Below are 16,146 nucleotides of genomic sequence, written 5' to 3' on the forward strand. Positions count from 1 at the left end.
CGTGCTGCGTCCAGACCGCGCGATGCTGCGTTCGGCCGGCTTCGTCGTGCTGCTCACCGGAGTGTTCCTCCTGGTGAACACCCAGGTCGTGTACGCGGCCGGCAGCAACAGCGAGACCGGGGACCTGCTTGCCCCGCTGAACATCTACTCGTCCGAGGGTGTACCGATCGACGGGTACGACCTGAACGCCTCTGGCGGCTCCATCGTCGATTTCAAGGGCCAGGCTCTCGCTTTCGCCCTGTCGGGCCTGTTCACCCTGATCCGGTTGCTGGTCGGGCTGGCCGGGTGGGCGATCGAGGTGGCACTCCGGTTCCCGCTGCTGAAGATCCTCACCAAGCCCGCGCAGAAGACCGCCGACGTCTACGGCCACGTCATCGTCGACGCCCTCGGGATCAAAGGACTGCTGCTGGCCTGGGCGTTCGTCTTCGCCGGTTTCATGATCGTGCGCGGGCGGGTGGGCCGTGGTCTGGGTGAAATCTTCCTCACCCTGCTCCTCGGGGCGATCGCCGCCTCCGCCCTCATCCGCCCCGACACCCTGCTCGGCCCGGACGGGCCGCTGGGACAGTCCCAGCAAATCGCCGCCGAGGTCGCCCAGCAGAGCGTCGACTCCTACGCCTGGGGCGGGAAAATCGCCAGCAAGAGACCCTGCGACGGCATGGCCGGCAATGCCGAGATCAGGTGCGAGGAGCTTGAGGCGCAAGAGCCGGTGTCCGCCGCGGATGTCGCGCGCCCCCTGCAGGATTCGATCACCAACGCACTGATCGTCAAGCCGTACATGCTCCTGGAGTACGGGCGCATCCTCGACCCCGCCAAGGCCTCCGACCGCAAGGCCTACGCCGTGCACCTGAAATGGGTCTCCGGCGGCTACCACGCCTCCAGCAGCGGCAGCGGCAGCGGGGACGCCGACTGCGATGCCCTCGCCAAACCGGCTCAGCGATACTGCGAAGAGCAGAGTACGCAAAAGGACCCCTGTCGCCTTGTCAAAGGCCCGGCGAAGCAGTGGTGCGAGGGCGATCACCGAGCCCGGGAGACCGGCAGTGCCCTGCCTGATCTGACCTCCGGCAGTTCCCTGCTGGACACCGCAAATCCGGTCCTCAGCCAAGACGACCAGGAGTTCGCTGCGTTCCTGGCCGACATGAAGAACGCCGGCGACGTGGGCAAGGCGTGTGCTGCCTACGCCCAACAGCCCACCTGGTGGCGGGTCGGCGGTGCATTCCTGCTGCTGATCGCCGCCCTGTTCATCTGCGGCATGCTCCTGTCGTCCGCGATCGTGCTGCTGGGCACCCAGGGCGTGTGCGCCGCCGCAGCCGCGGCGGGGAGTGTGACCTTCATTGCGGGCATGCTGCCCGGCCCGGCCCGCCAGAGCGTGTGGAAGTGGCTGTCGCTGTGGGGGATCGCGGTCCTGGCGATAGTCGGGATCTGCGCGTTCATTCCGTTCTTCGGAATCGCCGTCGACGCCACCATCACCAACGGCCCGGACCTGATGGTCGAGCGGATCCTCCTCATCGACGTCCTGGCCATCGCCGGTGCGGCCGGGCACCGCAGACTGCTGACCGGGATCGCTTCCTTCGGTCGGCGCATGGCCATGCGGATGCGCTACGCCAAGGTCGGCGGCACCCACCTGCCCGGCGACACCTCCGAGCTCGGCGCCGCCCTCGCCATGAACTCCCCCGCCACGTTGGGCGGATACGGCGCGGGCTTGCGCGCCTTCACCGGCGCAGGTGGCGGCCGGTTCGGGATGCTCGGGACTCGGCAGCGGCTGATGGGTGCGCTCACCTCCCTGTTCGACGGTGCGGGCCTGCCGGTGGACACCGGCCGCGTCCTCGCCGATGCCACGGCCGAAGCCGGGCGGGGGCTTGCCCCGTTGACGGCAGCCGCGGCCGTGGGCGGGCTGGGCGCACGGCTCGGCGTCAAGGGCGGGTACGGGCTGCTGATCGGACGCCGTCCGGACCGGGAACAGCTGGCCAAGTGGCGCAAGCCCACCGCCGACGGCGACCCGGACACGGGCGGGCCGTCGGACGGCGGAAACGGCGGTTCCGGCGGCACCGGGCCGCGCCGGCCCTCGGGCCCGCCCGACCGGCATCGCAACGAGGACGGGCAGGTCATCGACCGCGACACCGGCCAGGTGCTGCACGACCAGAACACCGACCGCACCCTGCTGTCGACCCGGGCCCACAACCGGCTGGTCCGCTTCCGCGGCTACCGCATCCTCCACCGGGGCGGCCGGGCAGCGTACGGAGCGACGGTCGGTCTGCCGGCCAATGTGCGCCGCGCACGGTCGGGGGGCTCGCGCTACTCCCAAGACGCCCGCCAGCAGGTACGGGTATGGGCCAACACCGTCCGCGAGGACGGCCGCGCCTGGGGCGACACCGGGCGCCACGTCGCCCGGGTCATCCGCGACCACACCGACGACAGCGGCGGACCGGGTCCGTTCACCAGCCGCCGTCTGCCGACTGCGACCGCTCAGACTGCTCCCCCTCGCCCGGCTCCTCCGCCGGGGCCTGCGCCCTCCGCTCGTTCCGTCCCTGCTCCCGCACGGCCGGCCGCGGCTGCGGTTGGCCCCGCATCGACTCCGGCCCCGGCACCCCTCCCCCGCCGGGACGGCCCTGTGCCGATGCCTGGCTCCGATCTTGGGAGGCCGCAGCCTCCTGTTCGCCCAGGTGACGGTGACGACACCGCAGACCCCAGCAACCAGGCCCAGATACAGGAGGCGATGCGGCAGGCCGAAGCGCTGCGCGACATGCGGGCCCGGTGGAGGACGGAGGACGGTGATAACGAGTGAGGCCGCCGGGGCGCCGGATGGCGCGGTGGGGGTGTGTGGTGATGCTGCTGCTGTTCGCCGCCGTGTGCTGCGCCGCACCGGTCGGCAATGCGATCAGTGCGTGTGTCGCGCTGACAACGGGCCAGCAGGACGACGGCGGGATCGCCGAGGACGGCAGTGCCGCGGACATCCCGCCGCGGATGCTGACCTCCTACAAGAAGGCCGTCCAGCAGGTCGGGAAGTACGTGCCGACGTGTCAGGGCATGCGCTGGCCGATCCTCGCCGGGATCGCCAAGGTCGAGTCCAACCACGCGGCAGGCCGCACCATCGCCGCAGGCGGCGACATCCACCCGAAGATTTACGGGGTGCTCCTCAACGGCTCCGGCCAGGGCGGCAACACCACTTCCCTCCCCGACACCGACGGCGGCAAGTGGGACGGAACCTCTCAGGGTGAGCGGGCGGTCGGCCCCTTCCAGTTCCTGCCCTCCACCTGGGAGTCGATCGGCAAGGACGGCAACGGCGACCACGTCGCCGACCCGCATAATGCCGATGACGCCGCGCTCGGCGCCGCAACCTACCTGTGCTCGGGCGGCCGCGACCTGACCAAGCGGAACCAGCTCCAGGCCGCGATCTGGCAGTACAACCACTCGAGCGAATACGTCGCCAACGTGCTGGGATGGATCGACCAGTACACGGCGGCCGCCCAGGACCCGGACCTGAAGAACCTCTCGGGGAAGGTCCGCACCGTCATCGAGGCGGCGCTCTCCCAGCGTGGTGTGCCCTACTCGTGGGGCGGCGGCAACGCCCAGGGCCCGTCCTATGGGATCTGCTGCTCACCCAGCGGCAAGAGCGGCATGACGGTCAAGGGCTTCGACTGCTCGGGGCTGACCAGCTACGCGTACGCCAAGGTCGGCATTCATCTGCCGCGCACCGCGGCCGCGCAAGCCGGCGTCGGGCGGCGTATCTCCGCCAGCCTCGGCACGAGTGCGCTCACAGTGGGCGACCTCGTCTTCTACGCCTACGCCCCTGGCCGCGATTCCACGATCTATCACGTAGGGGTCTATGCCGGCAGCGGTCAAATGATCAACGCCGCCCGCCCTGGCACGGTCGTCCGGCTGGACGCGGTCAACGCCATGTCGGGCTATGCGGGGGGAGCGCGGCTGCTATGACCACCCTCCCGCGCTCACCGCGTCTGCTGATGCTGAGCACCGCCCTGCTCGCCGTGGCCGGGTTTGTTCTGCTGGGCATGCCGCCCGGTCATCAGCTCTCGGCTCCGGCGCCGCCGCGGATCGAGCAGGCGATCGCCACTCCGTCATCCACGCCGCCCACGTCTGCACAAAAGCTGGCCCCGGCCGCACCCGCGACGGCCGCGGCGGGAACACCGCCGCTCCTCACCTCCCCTCTGCCGCCGCACGGCGAGGGTGTGGCCGGCGACCGGTTAATCCAACGCTCCCTGGAGGCCGCCTGGCCCGCCGAACTTCCCGCCACCACGGAGCGGGAGTTGCTCACCGCCGGCCGTGCGCTCCTGCGCGCGGATGCCACCGGAATCGGCCGCGCGACGTGGCGTGACGTCTTTCCCGACGAGGGCCAGGCGGTGGCGCCGGCGTTCGCCACCGCCCGCTTCCGCATCCAGGCCGCGATCGCCCGCCGCGAAGGCAGCCCGGACAAGGCGGTGGTCCATCTGGTGTGGGCCGGCATGGACCGCGGCGGCACCTTCACCGACGGCCGCATCACCGACTGGCACTTCACCCGGACAACTTCACCGAAGGGAACAGTGACGTGGACTCCGCAGCCCCCTCCCTGATGGCCTGGGGCGATGACACGGCCCCTGGTCACATCCTCGGCCTGGTCGCTGCACTCGCCGATGCCGTCGACTGGCTCTACGAGCATTGGTACCTGCTCGCCCTGGCCGTCGCCGTGTGCTGGGGCGCAGGTGAGCAGGTGGTACGCCGCCTCGCGGCCACGGCTTCAGCCGAGCGGATGGCCCTTGAGCTCGTGCCCGGCCGGCACTTTGATCCGGGCCTGGAGGAGATCTTCCGCCGCGGCGTCCAGCTCGCCCGTGCTTCCACGGCCATGCCCTGGTGGGCGCCGCGCCGGGCGAAGACCGTGCAGATCCGGCTGCGCGCCGACGGCAGCACGCCGCTGCGCTATCGCATCGAGGGCCCGGCCGGTGCCCAACGGCTGTTGTCCATCACCCCCTTCGGGCCGGACGTCACCGTCGGCCCGGCCCGGCCGATCGTCGACAAGCCCCGCGAGCATGTGGTGCGAGCCGAGTTCATTCTGCGTGGCAAGCTCGTCGCGCCGTTGCGTGAGGTGCCGCTCGAGCCCGACCCGTTGCAGCCCCTTGTCGACGCCGTCTCCGACCTGCGCGCCGAACTCGGTGACCTTGCCGAAATTCGCCTCGACATTCAGCGGGCCCCCAAGTGGGCGCTGCGGGCGCGCCGTTTGCAGTTGATGGGCGCCGCGCGCCGCGCGGAGCGGCGCGAGGCCCAACGCGCGGCCCGCTGGCTGCGACAGGACGCCAGCGGAGTCGAGGACTCGCTGACCTGGCAGCTGCAGCAGCTGGTCGGTTCACGGTCCGGTGTGGTCGGCTCCGGACGGCGGCTGGTCATGCCTCCTGTCCCCCGCCGGGTCGACCCGGCCGAGGCCCTGGGCAAGCTTGCCGACGACGACCACCTCGTGCGGGTGCAGCTGCTGGTGATGTGTGCCTCCAACGTCGAGGGGCGTGCACAGGCCAGGCTCGCTCAGCTCCAGGCCGCATTCGATGTCTTCGGCGGCCGAGCACGGTGGGCCATGCGTGGCTGGCGGCTGGGGCCCTGGCGTATCGGCGCCGATCACTGGCCAACCCGCGGCGCGTTCGAGCGGCGCTGGCTGCTGGGGCACTGTCAGCCCCCCAGGGCCAACTGGGTGCGACTGGAGGAGCTGGTAGGCCTGCTCAAACCGCCCACTGTGCACTGCCGGGTGCCGCTGCTGGTCAGCGACCTGCCGACCTTCAAATTCGGCGACCCGGATCTGCTGCTGCAAGGTACCTACCGCACGCCCGACGGACGCAGCCGTCTGGTGGCCACTTATGCCGCCGAGACCCTGTTCGAGGTCGGCGTGGGCAAGGCGGGCGGCGGGAAGACCGAACGAGCTCTGGCACAGGCGATCGGCTGGGCGCATGCCGGCGGCGGGCTGATGTTCCTCGATCCCCACGGTGACTCCTGGCCCCGCGCCGTGCCCTTCCTCGCTCACGACCATCTCATGCAGCGCATCGCGCTGGTCGACCTCAACGCCCACGGGCCCACCGCCCGGCTCAGCTCGTGGAATCCGATCGGCATGCATCAAGGACAAGTGGCGCATGAGGTTGTGGAGTCCACCGCGGATGCCTGCGCGGCTGCTCTCGGCTGGGACGATGCCACGGCGCCGCGCGCGCTCGCCATCCTCACCGCGGCCCTCACCGTCCTGGTCGCCGTCAATGAGGCCGCCTGCCGTGCCGGACGGCCCGAGGACCAGGCCACGATCTTCCAGGTGCGGGCGATGCTCACCGACGACTCCTTCCGCAACGTGGCGCTCGCGGCGGTGGAAAACAGGCTGGACGAGGAGACGCTCTCGTGGTGGGACACCACCTTTCCTGCGCTGCCCGCGGACGCCTACGGCGTCGTCCTCAATCCGATCGCCCGCCTGGCCGCCAATCCAGTCACCCGTGCCTTCCTGGGCCAGCCGGAGGGGGTCTACAACATCCGTGCCTCCATGGACGCACGCATGATCGTGTGGGTGTGCCCGGGCGGCAACGGGCCCACCGACCGGCTGCTGACCGCCCTGCTCGCCCGGGACCTGCTGCGGGCCGTGCGCTCCCGCCGTGACACCGCACCCGACCAACGCGTGCCGTTTCGCGCGTACTTCGACGAGCTGATCACCCTCACCGGTGCCGCCCCGGAAACGATCGCGTCGATGTTCGAGGACTTCCGCAAGTACAAGTGCCAGGTCCACGGCATGACCCAGTTGCTGTCCCGTCTTCCTGGCCCGGTACGCCAGTCCCTGCTGCAAAACGCCTCAACGCTGGCGTCCACAGCAGGATCCCGGTCGGCGATCGCACCCATCACCGCAGAGTGGGGTGACACCCCTGGCCCCGATGTCGTCGCCACCCTCAAGCGTTTCGATCACTACGTGTCCCTGACCGTCGACGGCCGCCGGATCGGACCCGCTCAGATCACCGGCCCCCACCTCGACGACGTCTTCGCCGGCATAGCCCGCCCCCGCCAGGCGGCGTCCCTCGAGCGCGCTGCTCGTGCAACAGCCCAGGCGGTACCGCTCGGGCAGCTCACTGCACGGGCCACCGCCCAACACGGCCGAGTCGAAGCCTTCCTCACCCAGCTCGCCCCCTCCCGCGCGAGCTCCGACGTCCAGCCGCCCGTCTCCTTGAAGAAGGAGTACTCCTGATGTCCGCGAAGACGTTCCACCCCACATCCTCCGGGCTGGCTCCCAGTCCCTCAGAGCCGCTGCACCACCAGATACTGGCGGCCCTCGCCCAGCACCGCATCGCCACCACCAGCCAACTCCTGCTGCTCCTGCGGCCGCAGGCGACCCGCTTCGTGCTCTCCGGCCCCCTGAAAATGCTGCGCGCCCGTGGTCTGGCCGACTACGTCGTGCTGCCCCAGTCCAACCGCACCCGAGCCTGGTTCCTCACCCCCGACGGGGCCCGCCTCACCCGGGACTGGCCTGCCCTGCGCGGCAGGCCGCCCTACCCCGTCACCTCAGCCACCGCCGCCTCCTTGCGCACCCCCCACACCCTGACGGTGCTGCGCACCCACTTGGCCTTCGCCGCCGACGCCCGGCGCCGCAACGACGAGCACGGCCCGTGGGACTGGACACCGGAGGTCTCCCACGCCATCGGCGACGGCGAACGTGTGATCGCCGACGCAGTCCTGCACTACACCGCCCTTGAGGGCACAGAACGCCGCAAGCTGCGGGCGTTCGTCGAAGTCGACCGCGCCACCATGAGCAGCGAACGCCTCGCCGTGAAGCTGATCGACTACGCGCGCCTATGGTCCTACCAGCCGCAGCTCATCGGCAGGCGACGTCCTCGCCCGAACGCAGTGATCTCCGGGCCGACATGGCTGCGTTGGTACCCCGTCTTCCCGCGGATCCTGTTCGTCCTGACCTCAGCCTCCCGACAGGCCCTCAACGGCCGGACCAGCGACCTGAAGGCCATGGTCGCGCAGCACCCCCTCGTGGCCACCATGGCCCGTCAGGTACCCCTTGGTGCCGCAATCCTGGAGGACCTCGAAGAAGAAGGCCCTGCCGGGCGCGTGTGGTCGCCGCTAACCGGAGGCGAGCCTCGCCCGTGGATGAACCTGTGACACGCCAACCGCACCCACAATCTCTTCAACGCTGCTTGCGCGAACGAACAACCGACGGGTGGAGATCTGCTTTCCCGGCATCGACGGAGAGGCACTCCACGAAAACCGGATGCTTACCCCCATTGGGACTGGTGGACCAAGCGAACGAGCGCCCGTACCCGGACCCCAGTTACGGAAGTGACCCGATACGTCCCCCGTTGTACGGGCGAACTGAAATATCTCAGTGGGAAGTTGACTCGCAGATGCATAACCTCCGATCAGGCAAACGCATTACCCGCAACCGGACCAGACCGCAGTTCTGGGTCTTCGCATTCGCGGACGCCGAGGGAGCGGTCGACCGCACCGCGTCGTAGGGGAGACCACGTGACACGAGCACTACGCAACCGGGCGGGGCTCACCGCTGTTCGCATCCGCAGGCACGCAACCGCCGTGCTTCTCGCGGGCAGTCTGGTGGCGCTCGCCAGCTGCAGCGACGACGGATCCAAAGCGCCGTCACCAGACCCCAGCGAGAGCCGCGGCGGGAGACCATCCACATCACCCAGTTCGACGGCTGATCCGGAGAAGGCCGAGATCCTCGCCGCGTACACCCAGTCCTGGGACGCCCGGACGGAGGCCTACAGCAAGGCGTCCGTCACAGGCACCGACCTGAAGAAGACCACCACTTTGCGTGCCCTGTTCGACATCGAGAACGATCTCACGACGATGCGGAAGGCCGGCCAGGTGGCCACCGGCAAGCCGGTGATCCATCCGCAGGTCGAAACGGTAACCGCCGGCAAGATCCGCACGGCGAGGGTCACGGACTGCGTCGACACAACGAACTGGACGCTGATCGACAAAGCCTCGAAGAAGCCAGTCCCGCTGCCCACAGCGCGGCTCATCAAATACGTCAGCACTGCAACGCTCGAAAAGTGGGGGAAGACGTGGATGGTCACGAAGTTCGCCGCTCAAGATCAGTCCTGCTGACCCGACGCCTCGCCGTACTCACCGGCGCCCTCGTCTTCGCTTCCACGGGTGTCGCCCGCGCCGGCGACGATCCAGGGGGTGCGAGTGCCGGCAACTGTCACGTCGTGATGTTCTGCGTCGGCGCCAGTGATGGTTCGGAAAACGGCGGAAGCCGCGGGCAGACGGGCGGCGCGCAGAGCGACGCCAGCAACAGCAAGACGAAGTGCCGTTACGAGAAGGTCGATCCGAAGCCGCCGGCCGCATGGCCTGGCTGGAAGGGCGCCGACCCCAAGAAGAACGACGCGTACTTCTATGGATGCACAGACGGCGGCCAGGCCAATCCAGACGGCTTCGTCATCGTGCCGGCCGGCCAGCAGCCCGCACCTCAGGTCGACCCCCGGGTCCTGGCCCAACGGGCAGTCGACTCGATGACATTGCTCGGTCCCGACATCAACATCAACCCCAAGCCCGGCGGCAAGGGCCTGGTGGGAATGCCGGTGTGGATGGCCGTCAATCAGTCGCAGACCACCTGGGGTCCGAACACGGCTACGGCGACAGCCGGCGGGGTCACAGTGACCGCCACCGCGAAAGTGGCGAAGGTCGTGTGGTCGATGGGTGACGGATCCTCAGTCACCTGCACGACGCCCGGCACCGTCTACCAGAAGTCCTACGGCCTGAAGAAGTCCCCGGACTGCGGCTACGTCTACACCCAGCCGTCGACCGACACATCGGGCGGCACCTACAAGGTCACTGCGACCTCGACCTGGGTCATCAACTGGAACGGCGACGGGATCAACGGCCAGCTGACCGAGGTCCGCAACTCCTCCGTAAACGTGGCCATCGTCGAGTCGCAGGCCGTCAACTCCTAAACGTCGCACGAGATCGAAGGGCCTTCAGGCCGATGGACAGCACACAGACCTCCTTTGCACCGCGCACCGACGCCCCGCGGCAGCCCGACCTGCCCGTCACCACCGGCACAAAGAAACGATCCGGCCGCACGTGGCCAGTGCCCGTCCTGCTGGCGCTGGTCACGCTGATCGGCGCGCTCGGCGGCGCGGTCGTCGTGGCGCGGGCCGGGGACCGGACCGACGTTCTCGCCGTCGCGCGGAATGTCCCGGTCGGCCAACAGGTCACTGCCCAGGACGTGAGGGTTGTGTCGTTCGCCGACGATCCGGGGCTGTCCCCCATCCCCGCCGCCGACCGTGCCTCGATCGTGGGCCAGCGCGCGGCCGTTGACCTTCACCCCGGCGACCTGCTCACCCGCTCGCAGCTCAGCGCGCGCGGCGGGCTGGGAGACACCGAGCAGGTGGTCGGGGTCGAACTGAAACGGGGCTACGTGCCGCGCGACGAGCTCCGGCCGGGCGACAAGGTAGCCGCCGTCGTCCTTCCCGCCCAGGGAACGGACACGGGTTCCACAGGCTCGGGGGCCACGGGCAGCAAGCCTCCTGCCACGATCGATGCGACGGTGAAGTCGGTCGGCACCCCGGACTCCACTGGCGCCCTGGTTGTGAACCTGGTGGTGGCGCCCGCGGACGGTCCCCTGCTGGCGACTAAGGCCGCGGCCAAGCAGATCGCGCTTGTACGGCAGCCCCGCCAGAGCGGGAGCTGACGGTGGCTCTGATCGCTTTGGTGTCCGCGAAGTCGGACGGCGTGACCACTTCGGCGGCAGCTCTGGCCCTGGCGAGTCGCAGGCCGGTGCTGCTGGCCGAACTCGACATGGCCGGCGGGACGTTGCGCCACGGCCTGTTGCGCGATGTTCCGCGCGGGGAACACCACGAACGCCTGGACGGGAATATCGGGCTGCACCGGCTGCCGCAGGCAGACTGGGAACGCGCCAGCGCCGAGCAGGATTTCACGCCGCAGGTCGCCCAGCATCTGTGGCCGTTGGACGACAGCGACTACCGGGTGGCGCTGCCCGGGCTGATCGATCCGAGGCAGGCCGCTTCCCTGACGTCGACCTGGCCGACGCTGCTGAACGTGCTGCAGCTGACGGACCAGCAACTGCGCTGGGATGTCCTGGTCGATGGCGGGCGGATGGTCCTCGAGGGCGGCCGCCTGCACCCGGTGCTCTCGCCCGCGCCCGTACTGCGTGAGGCCGACCTGGTGTTGCTGGTGGTCCGCATGACCGAGGAATCCCAGGCGCTCGCCTACCCGATGGTGCGCGCGCTCCAGGACGATCTCGCCACCCACGGGTCCGGCGCCCGGGCCCTGGGCCTGCTCGTCCTGGGTGAGGGCTACCGGCCCGCCGACGTCGCGCGGGGCCTGGACGCGCCGGTGCTGGCAGCCCTTCCGTGGGACGAAACTGCGGCCGCCTATCTGCGTACCGGTGGACGGGTGCCGCGCGGGGTGACGCGCTCGCGTCTGATGCGGGCCGCGCGCGACACCATGGCGCCGCTGCGGGAACACGCCGACCGGCGGCGCCTGCACCTGCAGATGCGGCAGGTACGGGCGGCCACTCCGGCGGTGGAGCGGATCGTCCAGCAGCTCGCCCAGCGGGGGGTGCGGCATGGCTGACTGGCGCACCCCGAACGGCACCAACGGACAGAACGTGGCCACCCGGCTGGGGGGCCTGCTGTCCGAGCACGCCGCGACCCGCCCGTCCGCGCCCCCCGCACCGCCTGCCGTCGCGCCGGGACCTGTCCCGGTGGCGACTCCGGTAGCCCCGGCACCTGGTCCCCCCGCCGCGGTGTCGCCGGGGGCTGGGCCTGCCGACATTGGGGCGGCAGCGGCGCTGCCCGGGGCGCTTCCTGTGCCCTGGGGGGAGATAACGAAGCTGCGGCAGCAGGTCGCCGACGACGTCGACCAGGTCAAGAAGGAGCGGCGCCAGGCCGGCGTGCCGCTGGGCGAGAAGGACCTGGAAGAGGTGGTGCGCGCCCGGGTGCGTTCCCGGGTCGCGGAGTGGGCTCAGGCATGGTCCCTGACGAACCCGCCGCTGTCGGGCGAGCAGTTGGAGCGGGTCCGCACCGAGGTCTTCAACCTGATTTTCCTGGCGGGTGCGCTGCAGCGGGTCCTTGACCGGCCGGGCGTGGAGGACGTCCTGGTCGACGGCGAGTGGATGTTCATCGACTCCCACGGCAGGCCGCGTGAGCGGGTTCGCTCCCCGTTCTCCAGCAAGTCGCAGGCCGTCGAGTGGGTCAACCAGATGGCCGCGACGTCCGGGCACGGCGAGCGGCTGCTGTCGTACGCCACGGGAAAGGTCGAGTTCGACCTACCGGACGGCTCCCGTGTAGCCGCCACACTGCTGACCGATGACGTGACGATCGCGATCCGCCGGCATGTGGCGGAAGCGGCCACCCTCGGCGACCTGGAGCAGTGGGGCACCGTCGACACGATCGTCGCCTCGTTCCTGTCGGCCGCGGTGAAAGCGGGCCTGTCCATCATCATCGCTGGCGACATGGCGACGGGTAAGACCACCCTCATGCGGGCTCTGGGCCGCGAAGTTCCCGCTCACGAGCGGCTGGCGACGCTGGAGAGCGAGCCGGAGCTGCGGCTGAACCACGACGACCCGGACCGGCACGCGCATGTGCTGGCCTTCCGCACGCGGGAGGGCAACGGCGAACGGGACGCCACCGGGCGGGTCACGCTCGCCGACCTGGTGCCCGTCTCCCTGCGCTACAAGGCAACGAGGGTCATGGTCGGCGAGGTCCGCGGCGATGAGGCCGTAGCCATGCTGGAGGCGATGATCGCGGGCGGGGCGGGGTCGATGTGCACCCTGCACGCGAAGGACCCCGAGGCCGTGGTCGACCGGCTGATGGTGCCGCTGGCCAGGGCCGGGCTGAGCGATCAGGCCGCCTACCGGCTGATCGCGGCCGCCGTCGACCTCATCGTGTACGTGGACGCGATCGACGAGACCGACATGGGCGGCCAGGTGCACCGGTTCGTCTCCCACGTGTGGGAGACGGCCGGCCGCAGCGAAGGCGGCGGGGTGGCATTGTCGCAGCTCTTTGCCCCCCGCGAGGACGGGGGCGAGCCGCGGGCCATGCCCACCCGCACGCCGATGAACGAGCGCCGGCTGCGCAAGCTGGAGCGCAAGGGCTTCCACCGGCGTTGGCTGATCGACTATCCGAACGGGCAGTGGCGGCCGCTGCGCCGGGCGGGAGGTGCAGCGTGACCCAGTCGTACCTGTCCGCGCTCGGCATGGTCGCCGGCGCGGTGGTGGCTTTGAGCCTGACCGGGCTGCTCGCCGCACTGCGCGGCTGGCGGCCGGCCACGCGCAGCGTGCGGCCCGGCCGGGTGCGGGGCCGTCTGCAGCGGGCCGTTGAGGACCTGCCGCCCGCCTGGCGGGACAACTACCGGCTGCTGCTGGCCGGGGCCGCGGTCGCAGGAACGGTGATGTGGGCGATCACCGGGTGGCCCGTGCACGGGCTGCTCGCCTTCGCGGTGGTGGCCGGGCTGCCGTTCGTGCTCTACCCCGGTGGTTCCGGCCGGACGGAGGTCGCCCGGCTGGAGGCGATCGCGGAGTGGCTGGAGCAGCTCGCGAGCGTGCGGGCCGGCGGCAAGCCGCTGGAGGCCACGATCGTCGAACTGGACACGGTTCCGGCCCTGTTGGAGCGGCCGGTGGGCCGACTGGCCGGCCGGCTGAGTGCGGGGATGCCCGCGCGATGGGCCTATCGAGGTCTGGCCGACGACCTCGCCAGCCGCATCGGCGACGACCTCTCCCAGTTGTTCATGGACCACGTCACCAGCCGCGGCCCCGGCCTGGCGCGCGCGCTGTCCGCGCAGGCCGCTCTGGTCGCCCGGCAGGCCGCCGATCTGCGGGACATCGATGCCGAGCGTGCCAAGGCCCGCTCGGAAGCCCGACGGGTGTCCTTGTTCGCGATCGCCGTGGTCACTGTGATCCTCGTCAACGGACGCTACTCCGAACCGTTCGCGACCCCCCTCGGTCAGCTCGGGCTGCTGGTGCTGGGCGTGCTGTTCGTCGCGTCTTTGCTGTGGCTGCGCAGGATGGCCGTGATGGAGGAAGAGCCGCGCACCCTGCTCACCGCCGAGGAACACGCGAAGGCACAGGAGAGTGAGGCGGCATGAGTCTGTCGGTCCCCGGAATGCTGCTCGGCGGTCTGACCGCGCTCGGCGGCACGCTCACCGTGCGCAGCCTGCTGCCCAAGCGGACCCCACTCGACCAGGTCCTGCGCCGCACCCACGCCCCGGCCCCGCGCACCTCGTCCACAAGGACGGCGGCGAAGGGGTCCGCCAAGTGGGCGGAGCGCGTGGGCGCCCGGCTGATGGAAACCGATGCGTTCGTGACGCGGCTGCCCGCCCGGGATCTGAACCTGCTGGAGATGGCGCCCGCCTCGCTGCTGGGCCGCTGCGCCCTGTATCCGCTGGGCGGATTCCTCATCCCGCAGTGGATCATTTTCCTGCTGCGCTTGGGTGGTCTGACCCTGCCGTTCATCGTCCCGGCGGCCGCCGGGCTGGGCGTCGCACTGTTCATGGTCTTCAAATGCCTCGACGACGTCCGCGACAAGGCCACCGACGCCCGCCTCGAGTACCGCTACTACATCGCCTCGGTCCTGGAGCGCGTCGCCCTGGCCCGTAACTCCGACGCCGGTGCGGCCGAGGCCCTCGCCCGGGCTGTGGAGTCGGGCGACGGACGCGCCGCGGTCCGGATCCGGGACACCGTCGAGCACGCCCGCCTGGCCGGGGTCAGCCCGTGGGATGCGCTCGGGGGACTCGGCACCGAGCTCGGAGTGCCCGACATCGCACGACTGTCCGCCAGCTTGTCCCTCGCGGGCGAGGAACAGGCCGCCGTCTACGACCAGTTGGAGTCCCAGGCCGAGGTCGTACGGCGGGGTCTGCTCGCGGACCGCAAGGAGAAGGCGAACGTGGCCACCGAGAAGATGCATGTGCCGTCGCTGGCCATCGTCTTCCTGATGGCCGTCTTCCTGATGGCACCGGCCCTCGTCCGCATCCTGTCGTTCTGACCCGCCCGCCCGGTGCCGTCGAGAGGGCACCGTGAACTTCTGGAGGAAAGTCATGCACAGCGTCCGCAACCGCCTCTCCCTCATGTTCGGTGCACTGCGCCGGCGCGGCGCTGTGATCCGCGCACATGCGACGGACCGTGGCGCGTCGGCACTGGAGTGGGGGCTGATCCTGGTCGCCGGGGGCACGCTGGTCGGCGTCGTGTACGCGGCGGCCAACACCACGGTCGGCGAGAAAGTCCAGCAGATCCTGGGTTTTTGACCATGCCTGCCATACGCATACGCCGAGGGCGGCACCTGGCCGGCCGACCGTGGTGGCGGGAGGACCGCGGCGCCACGGCCCTGGACATGTCGATGGTCGTCCCGCTCGCGTTCCTGTTGGTGTTCACCCTGATTCAGGGCGGCATCTGGTTCCACGGCCGGTCGGTGGCCCACCACGCAGCCCAGCAGGCCGTGGACGCGCAGCGGGTCTACGACGCCGCACCAGGTGCGGGAGAGGCAGCTGCCGACGCGTTCCTGGCTCGGATGGGCGGATCTTTGAAGGGCACTTCGGTGCGGGTCAGCGACGACGGCGACACGGTCAGCGTTTCGGTAGAAGGCGACGTGATCAACCTGGTGCCAGGGTGGAGCGGACACGTGCGCCAGAGCGTTCAAGCCCCCGTCGAGAAGTTCCGCCCATGAGGTGGCGACGGTGGCCCGACCGGCTGGAGCGTGACCGCGGCAGCGCCGCCTTGAGCCTCGCAATCTTCGTGCCGGTGGCGCTGGTGCTGATCGGCTTCACGATCGCCTGCGGGCGGGTGGCGCTGGCCGAGGGGGCCGCCGACGCGGCCGCCCGGGACGCCGCGCGTACCGCTTCGGTGGCGAGCGACCCGGCCTCCGGCGAGGCTGACGCCCGCCAGGCCGCGCAGTCCAGTCTGGCCAACTCCGGTATCCACTGCGCCAGCTTCAGCGTCGAGTTGGACACCAGCGGGCTGTCCGCGCCGGTGGGGCAGGCCGCCAGCGTGACGGCCACCGTCTCGTGCACGGCGCCCCTGAGCGAGCTCGCACTGCCCGGCGTGGGCGGGTCCAAGACGCTCACCAGCACCAAGACGTCCGTCGTTGACACGTGGGCAACTCGGAGCGGCTCATGACCAGGTGGCGCCGATGGCTTCGCATCCCTTCCGGCCGCCGGGACCGGGGCGGC

General features: G+C 70.4%; 15 protein-coding genes. All 15 read left to right on the top strand.

Going from position 1 to position 16,146, the window contains the following annotated elements:
- Nucleotide 1 precedes the first annotated feature (1 nt).
- The 15 genes from ACWCQ1_RS40750 to ACWCQ1_RS40820 all read left to right on the top strand — a co-directional run bounded on the left by ACWCQ1_RS40750 (nt 2) and on the right by ACWCQ1_RS40820 (nt 16,093).
- Complete coding sequence (locus ACWCQ1_RS40750) at nt 2–2,782, top strand: hypothetical protein (RefSeq protein WP_451028704.1); 2,781 nt, start codon at nt 2–4, stop codon at nt 2,780–2,782.
- 41 nt (nt 2,783–2,823) lie between these two features.
- Nucleotides 2,824–3,930 carry a C40 family peptidase gene (locus tag ACWCQ1_RS40755; protein WP_451028705.1) on the top strand — a complete coding sequence of 369 codons (1,107 nt, stop codon included), beginning with the start codon at nt 2,824–2,826 and terminating at the stop codon, nt 3,928–3,930.
- Nucleotides 3,927–4,565, top strand: coding sequence for a hypothetical protein (locus ACWCQ1_RS40760; RefSeq protein WP_451028706.1), 639 nt, complete (start codon nt 3,927–3,929; stop codon nt 4,563–4,565). The genes ACWCQ1_RS40755 and ACWCQ1_RS40760 overlap by 4 nt, the downstream gene beginning before the upstream one ends.
- Nucleotides 4,541–7,183, top strand: coding sequence for an ATP/GTP-binding protein (locus ACWCQ1_RS40765; RefSeq protein WP_451028707.1), 2,643 nt, complete (start codon nt 4,541–4,543; stop codon nt 7,181–7,183). The genes ACWCQ1_RS40760 and ACWCQ1_RS40765 overlap by 25 nt, the downstream gene beginning before the upstream one ends.
- Entirely contained in the window at nt 7,183–8,103 is a 921-nt protein-coding gene (locus ACWCQ1_RS40770) for a replication-relaxation family protein (protein ID WP_451028708.1), read from the top strand. Before ACWCQ1_RS40765 ends, ACWCQ1_RS40770 begins: the two co-directional genes overlap by 1 nt.
- Nucleotides 8,104–8,466: 363 nt before the next feature.
- On the top strand, nt 8,467–9,066 hold the full coding sequence (locus ACWCQ1_RS40775; RefSeq protein ID WP_451028709.1) for a hypothetical protein: 600 nt from the start codon (nt 8,467–8,469) through the stop codon (nt 9,064–9,066).
- Nucleotides 9,024–9,914, top strand: coding sequence for an ATP/GTP-binding protein (locus ACWCQ1_RS40780; RefSeq protein ID WP_451028710.1), 891 nt, complete (start codon nt 9,024–9,026; stop codon nt 9,912–9,914). The genes ACWCQ1_RS40775 and ACWCQ1_RS40780 overlap by 43 nt, the downstream gene beginning before the upstream one ends.
- A gap of 32 nt (nt 9,915–9,946) precedes the next feature.
- The gene (locus ACWCQ1_RS40785) at nt 9,947–10,654 is read left to right on the top strand and encodes an SAF domain-containing protein (RefSeq protein ID WP_451028711.1); all 708 of its coding nucleotides are present in this window, start codon (nt 9,947–9,949) and stop codon (nt 10,652–10,654) included.
- A 2-nt stretch (nt 10,655–10,656) separates the two neighbouring features.
- Nucleotides 10,657–11,559, top strand: coding sequence for a hypothetical protein (locus ACWCQ1_RS40790; RefSeq protein ID WP_451028712.1), 903 nt, complete (start codon nt 10,657–10,659; stop codon nt 11,557–11,559).
- Nucleotides 11,560–11,794: 235 nt separating this feature from the next.
- The gene (locus ACWCQ1_RS40795) at nt 11,795–13,156 is read left to right on the top strand and encodes a CpaF family protein (protein ID WP_451028713.1); all 1,362 of its coding nucleotides are present in this window, start codon (nt 11,795–11,797) and stop codon (nt 13,154–13,156) included.
- Nucleotides 13,153–14,070 (top strand): type II secretion system F family protein, encoded by a 918-nt coding sequence (locus tag ACWCQ1_RS40800; protein ID WP_451028714.1) that lies wholly within the window; start codon nt 13,153–13,155, stop codon nt 14,068–14,070. The genes ACWCQ1_RS40795 and ACWCQ1_RS40800 overlap by 4 nt, the downstream gene beginning before the upstream one ends.
- Entirely contained in the window at nt 14,067–14,966 is a 900-nt protein-coding gene (locus ACWCQ1_RS40805) for a type II secretion system F family protein (protein WP_451028715.1), read from the top strand. Before ACWCQ1_RS40800 ends, ACWCQ1_RS40805 begins: the two co-directional genes overlap by 4 nt.
- A 52-nt stretch (nt 14,967–15,018) precedes the next feature.
- Nucleotides 15,019–15,225, top strand: a complete 207-nt coding sequence (locus ACWCQ1_RS40810; RefSeq protein ID WP_451028716.1) for a hypothetical protein — start codon at nt 15,019–15,021, stop codon at nt 15,223–15,225.
- A gap of 2 nt (nt 15,226–15,227) precedes the next feature.
- On the top strand, nt 15,228–15,644 hold the full coding sequence (locus ACWCQ1_RS40815) for a TadE family protein (RefSeq protein ID WP_451028717.1): 417 nt from the start codon (nt 15,228–15,230) through the stop codon (nt 15,642–15,644).
- Entirely contained in the window at nt 15,641–16,093 is a 453-nt protein-coding gene (locus ACWCQ1_RS40820) for a TadE/TadG family type IV pilus assembly protein (protein WP_451028718.1), read from the top strand. The genes ACWCQ1_RS40815 and ACWCQ1_RS40820 overlap by 4 nt, the downstream gene beginning before the upstream one ends.
- The last annotated feature ends 53 nt before the right edge of the window (nt 16,094–16,146 follow it).

The sequence above is a fragment of the Streptomyces sp. NPDC002144 genome, assembly GCF_053593695.1.

Coding starts and splice junctions, on each gene's coding strand:
- ACWCQ1_RS40755 (WP_451028705.1), top strand. CDS start 2,824: ATGCTGCTGCTGTTCGCCGCCGTGTGCTGCGCCGCACCGGTCGGCAAT.
- ACWCQ1_RS40785 (WP_451028711.1), top strand. CDS start 9,947: ATGGACAGCACACAGACCTCCTTTGCACCGCGCACCGACGCCCCGCGG.
- ACWCQ1_RS40810 (WP_451028716.1), top strand. CDS start 15,019: ATGCACAGCGTCCGCAACCGCCTCTCCCTCATGTTCGGTGCACTGCGC.
- ACWCQ1_RS40805 (WP_451028715.1), top strand. CDS start 14,067: ATGAGTCTGTCGGTCCCCGGAATGCTGCTCGGCGGTCTGACCGCGCTC.
- ACWCQ1_RS40770 (WP_451028708.1), top strand. CDS start 7,183: ATGTCCGCGAAGACGTTCCACCCCACATCCTCCGGGCTGGCTCCCAGT.
- ACWCQ1_RS40815 (WP_451028717.1), top strand. CDS start 15,228: ATGCCTGCCATACGCATACGCCGAGGGCGGCACCTGGCCGGCCGACCG.
- ACWCQ1_RS40760 (WP_451028706.1), top strand. CDS start 3,927: ATGACCACCCTCCCGCGCTCACCGCGTCTGCTGATGCTGAGCACCGCC.
- ACWCQ1_RS40820 (WP_451028718.1), top strand. CDS start 15,641: ATGAGGTGGCGACGGTGGCCCGACCGGCTGGAGCGTGACCGCGGCAGC.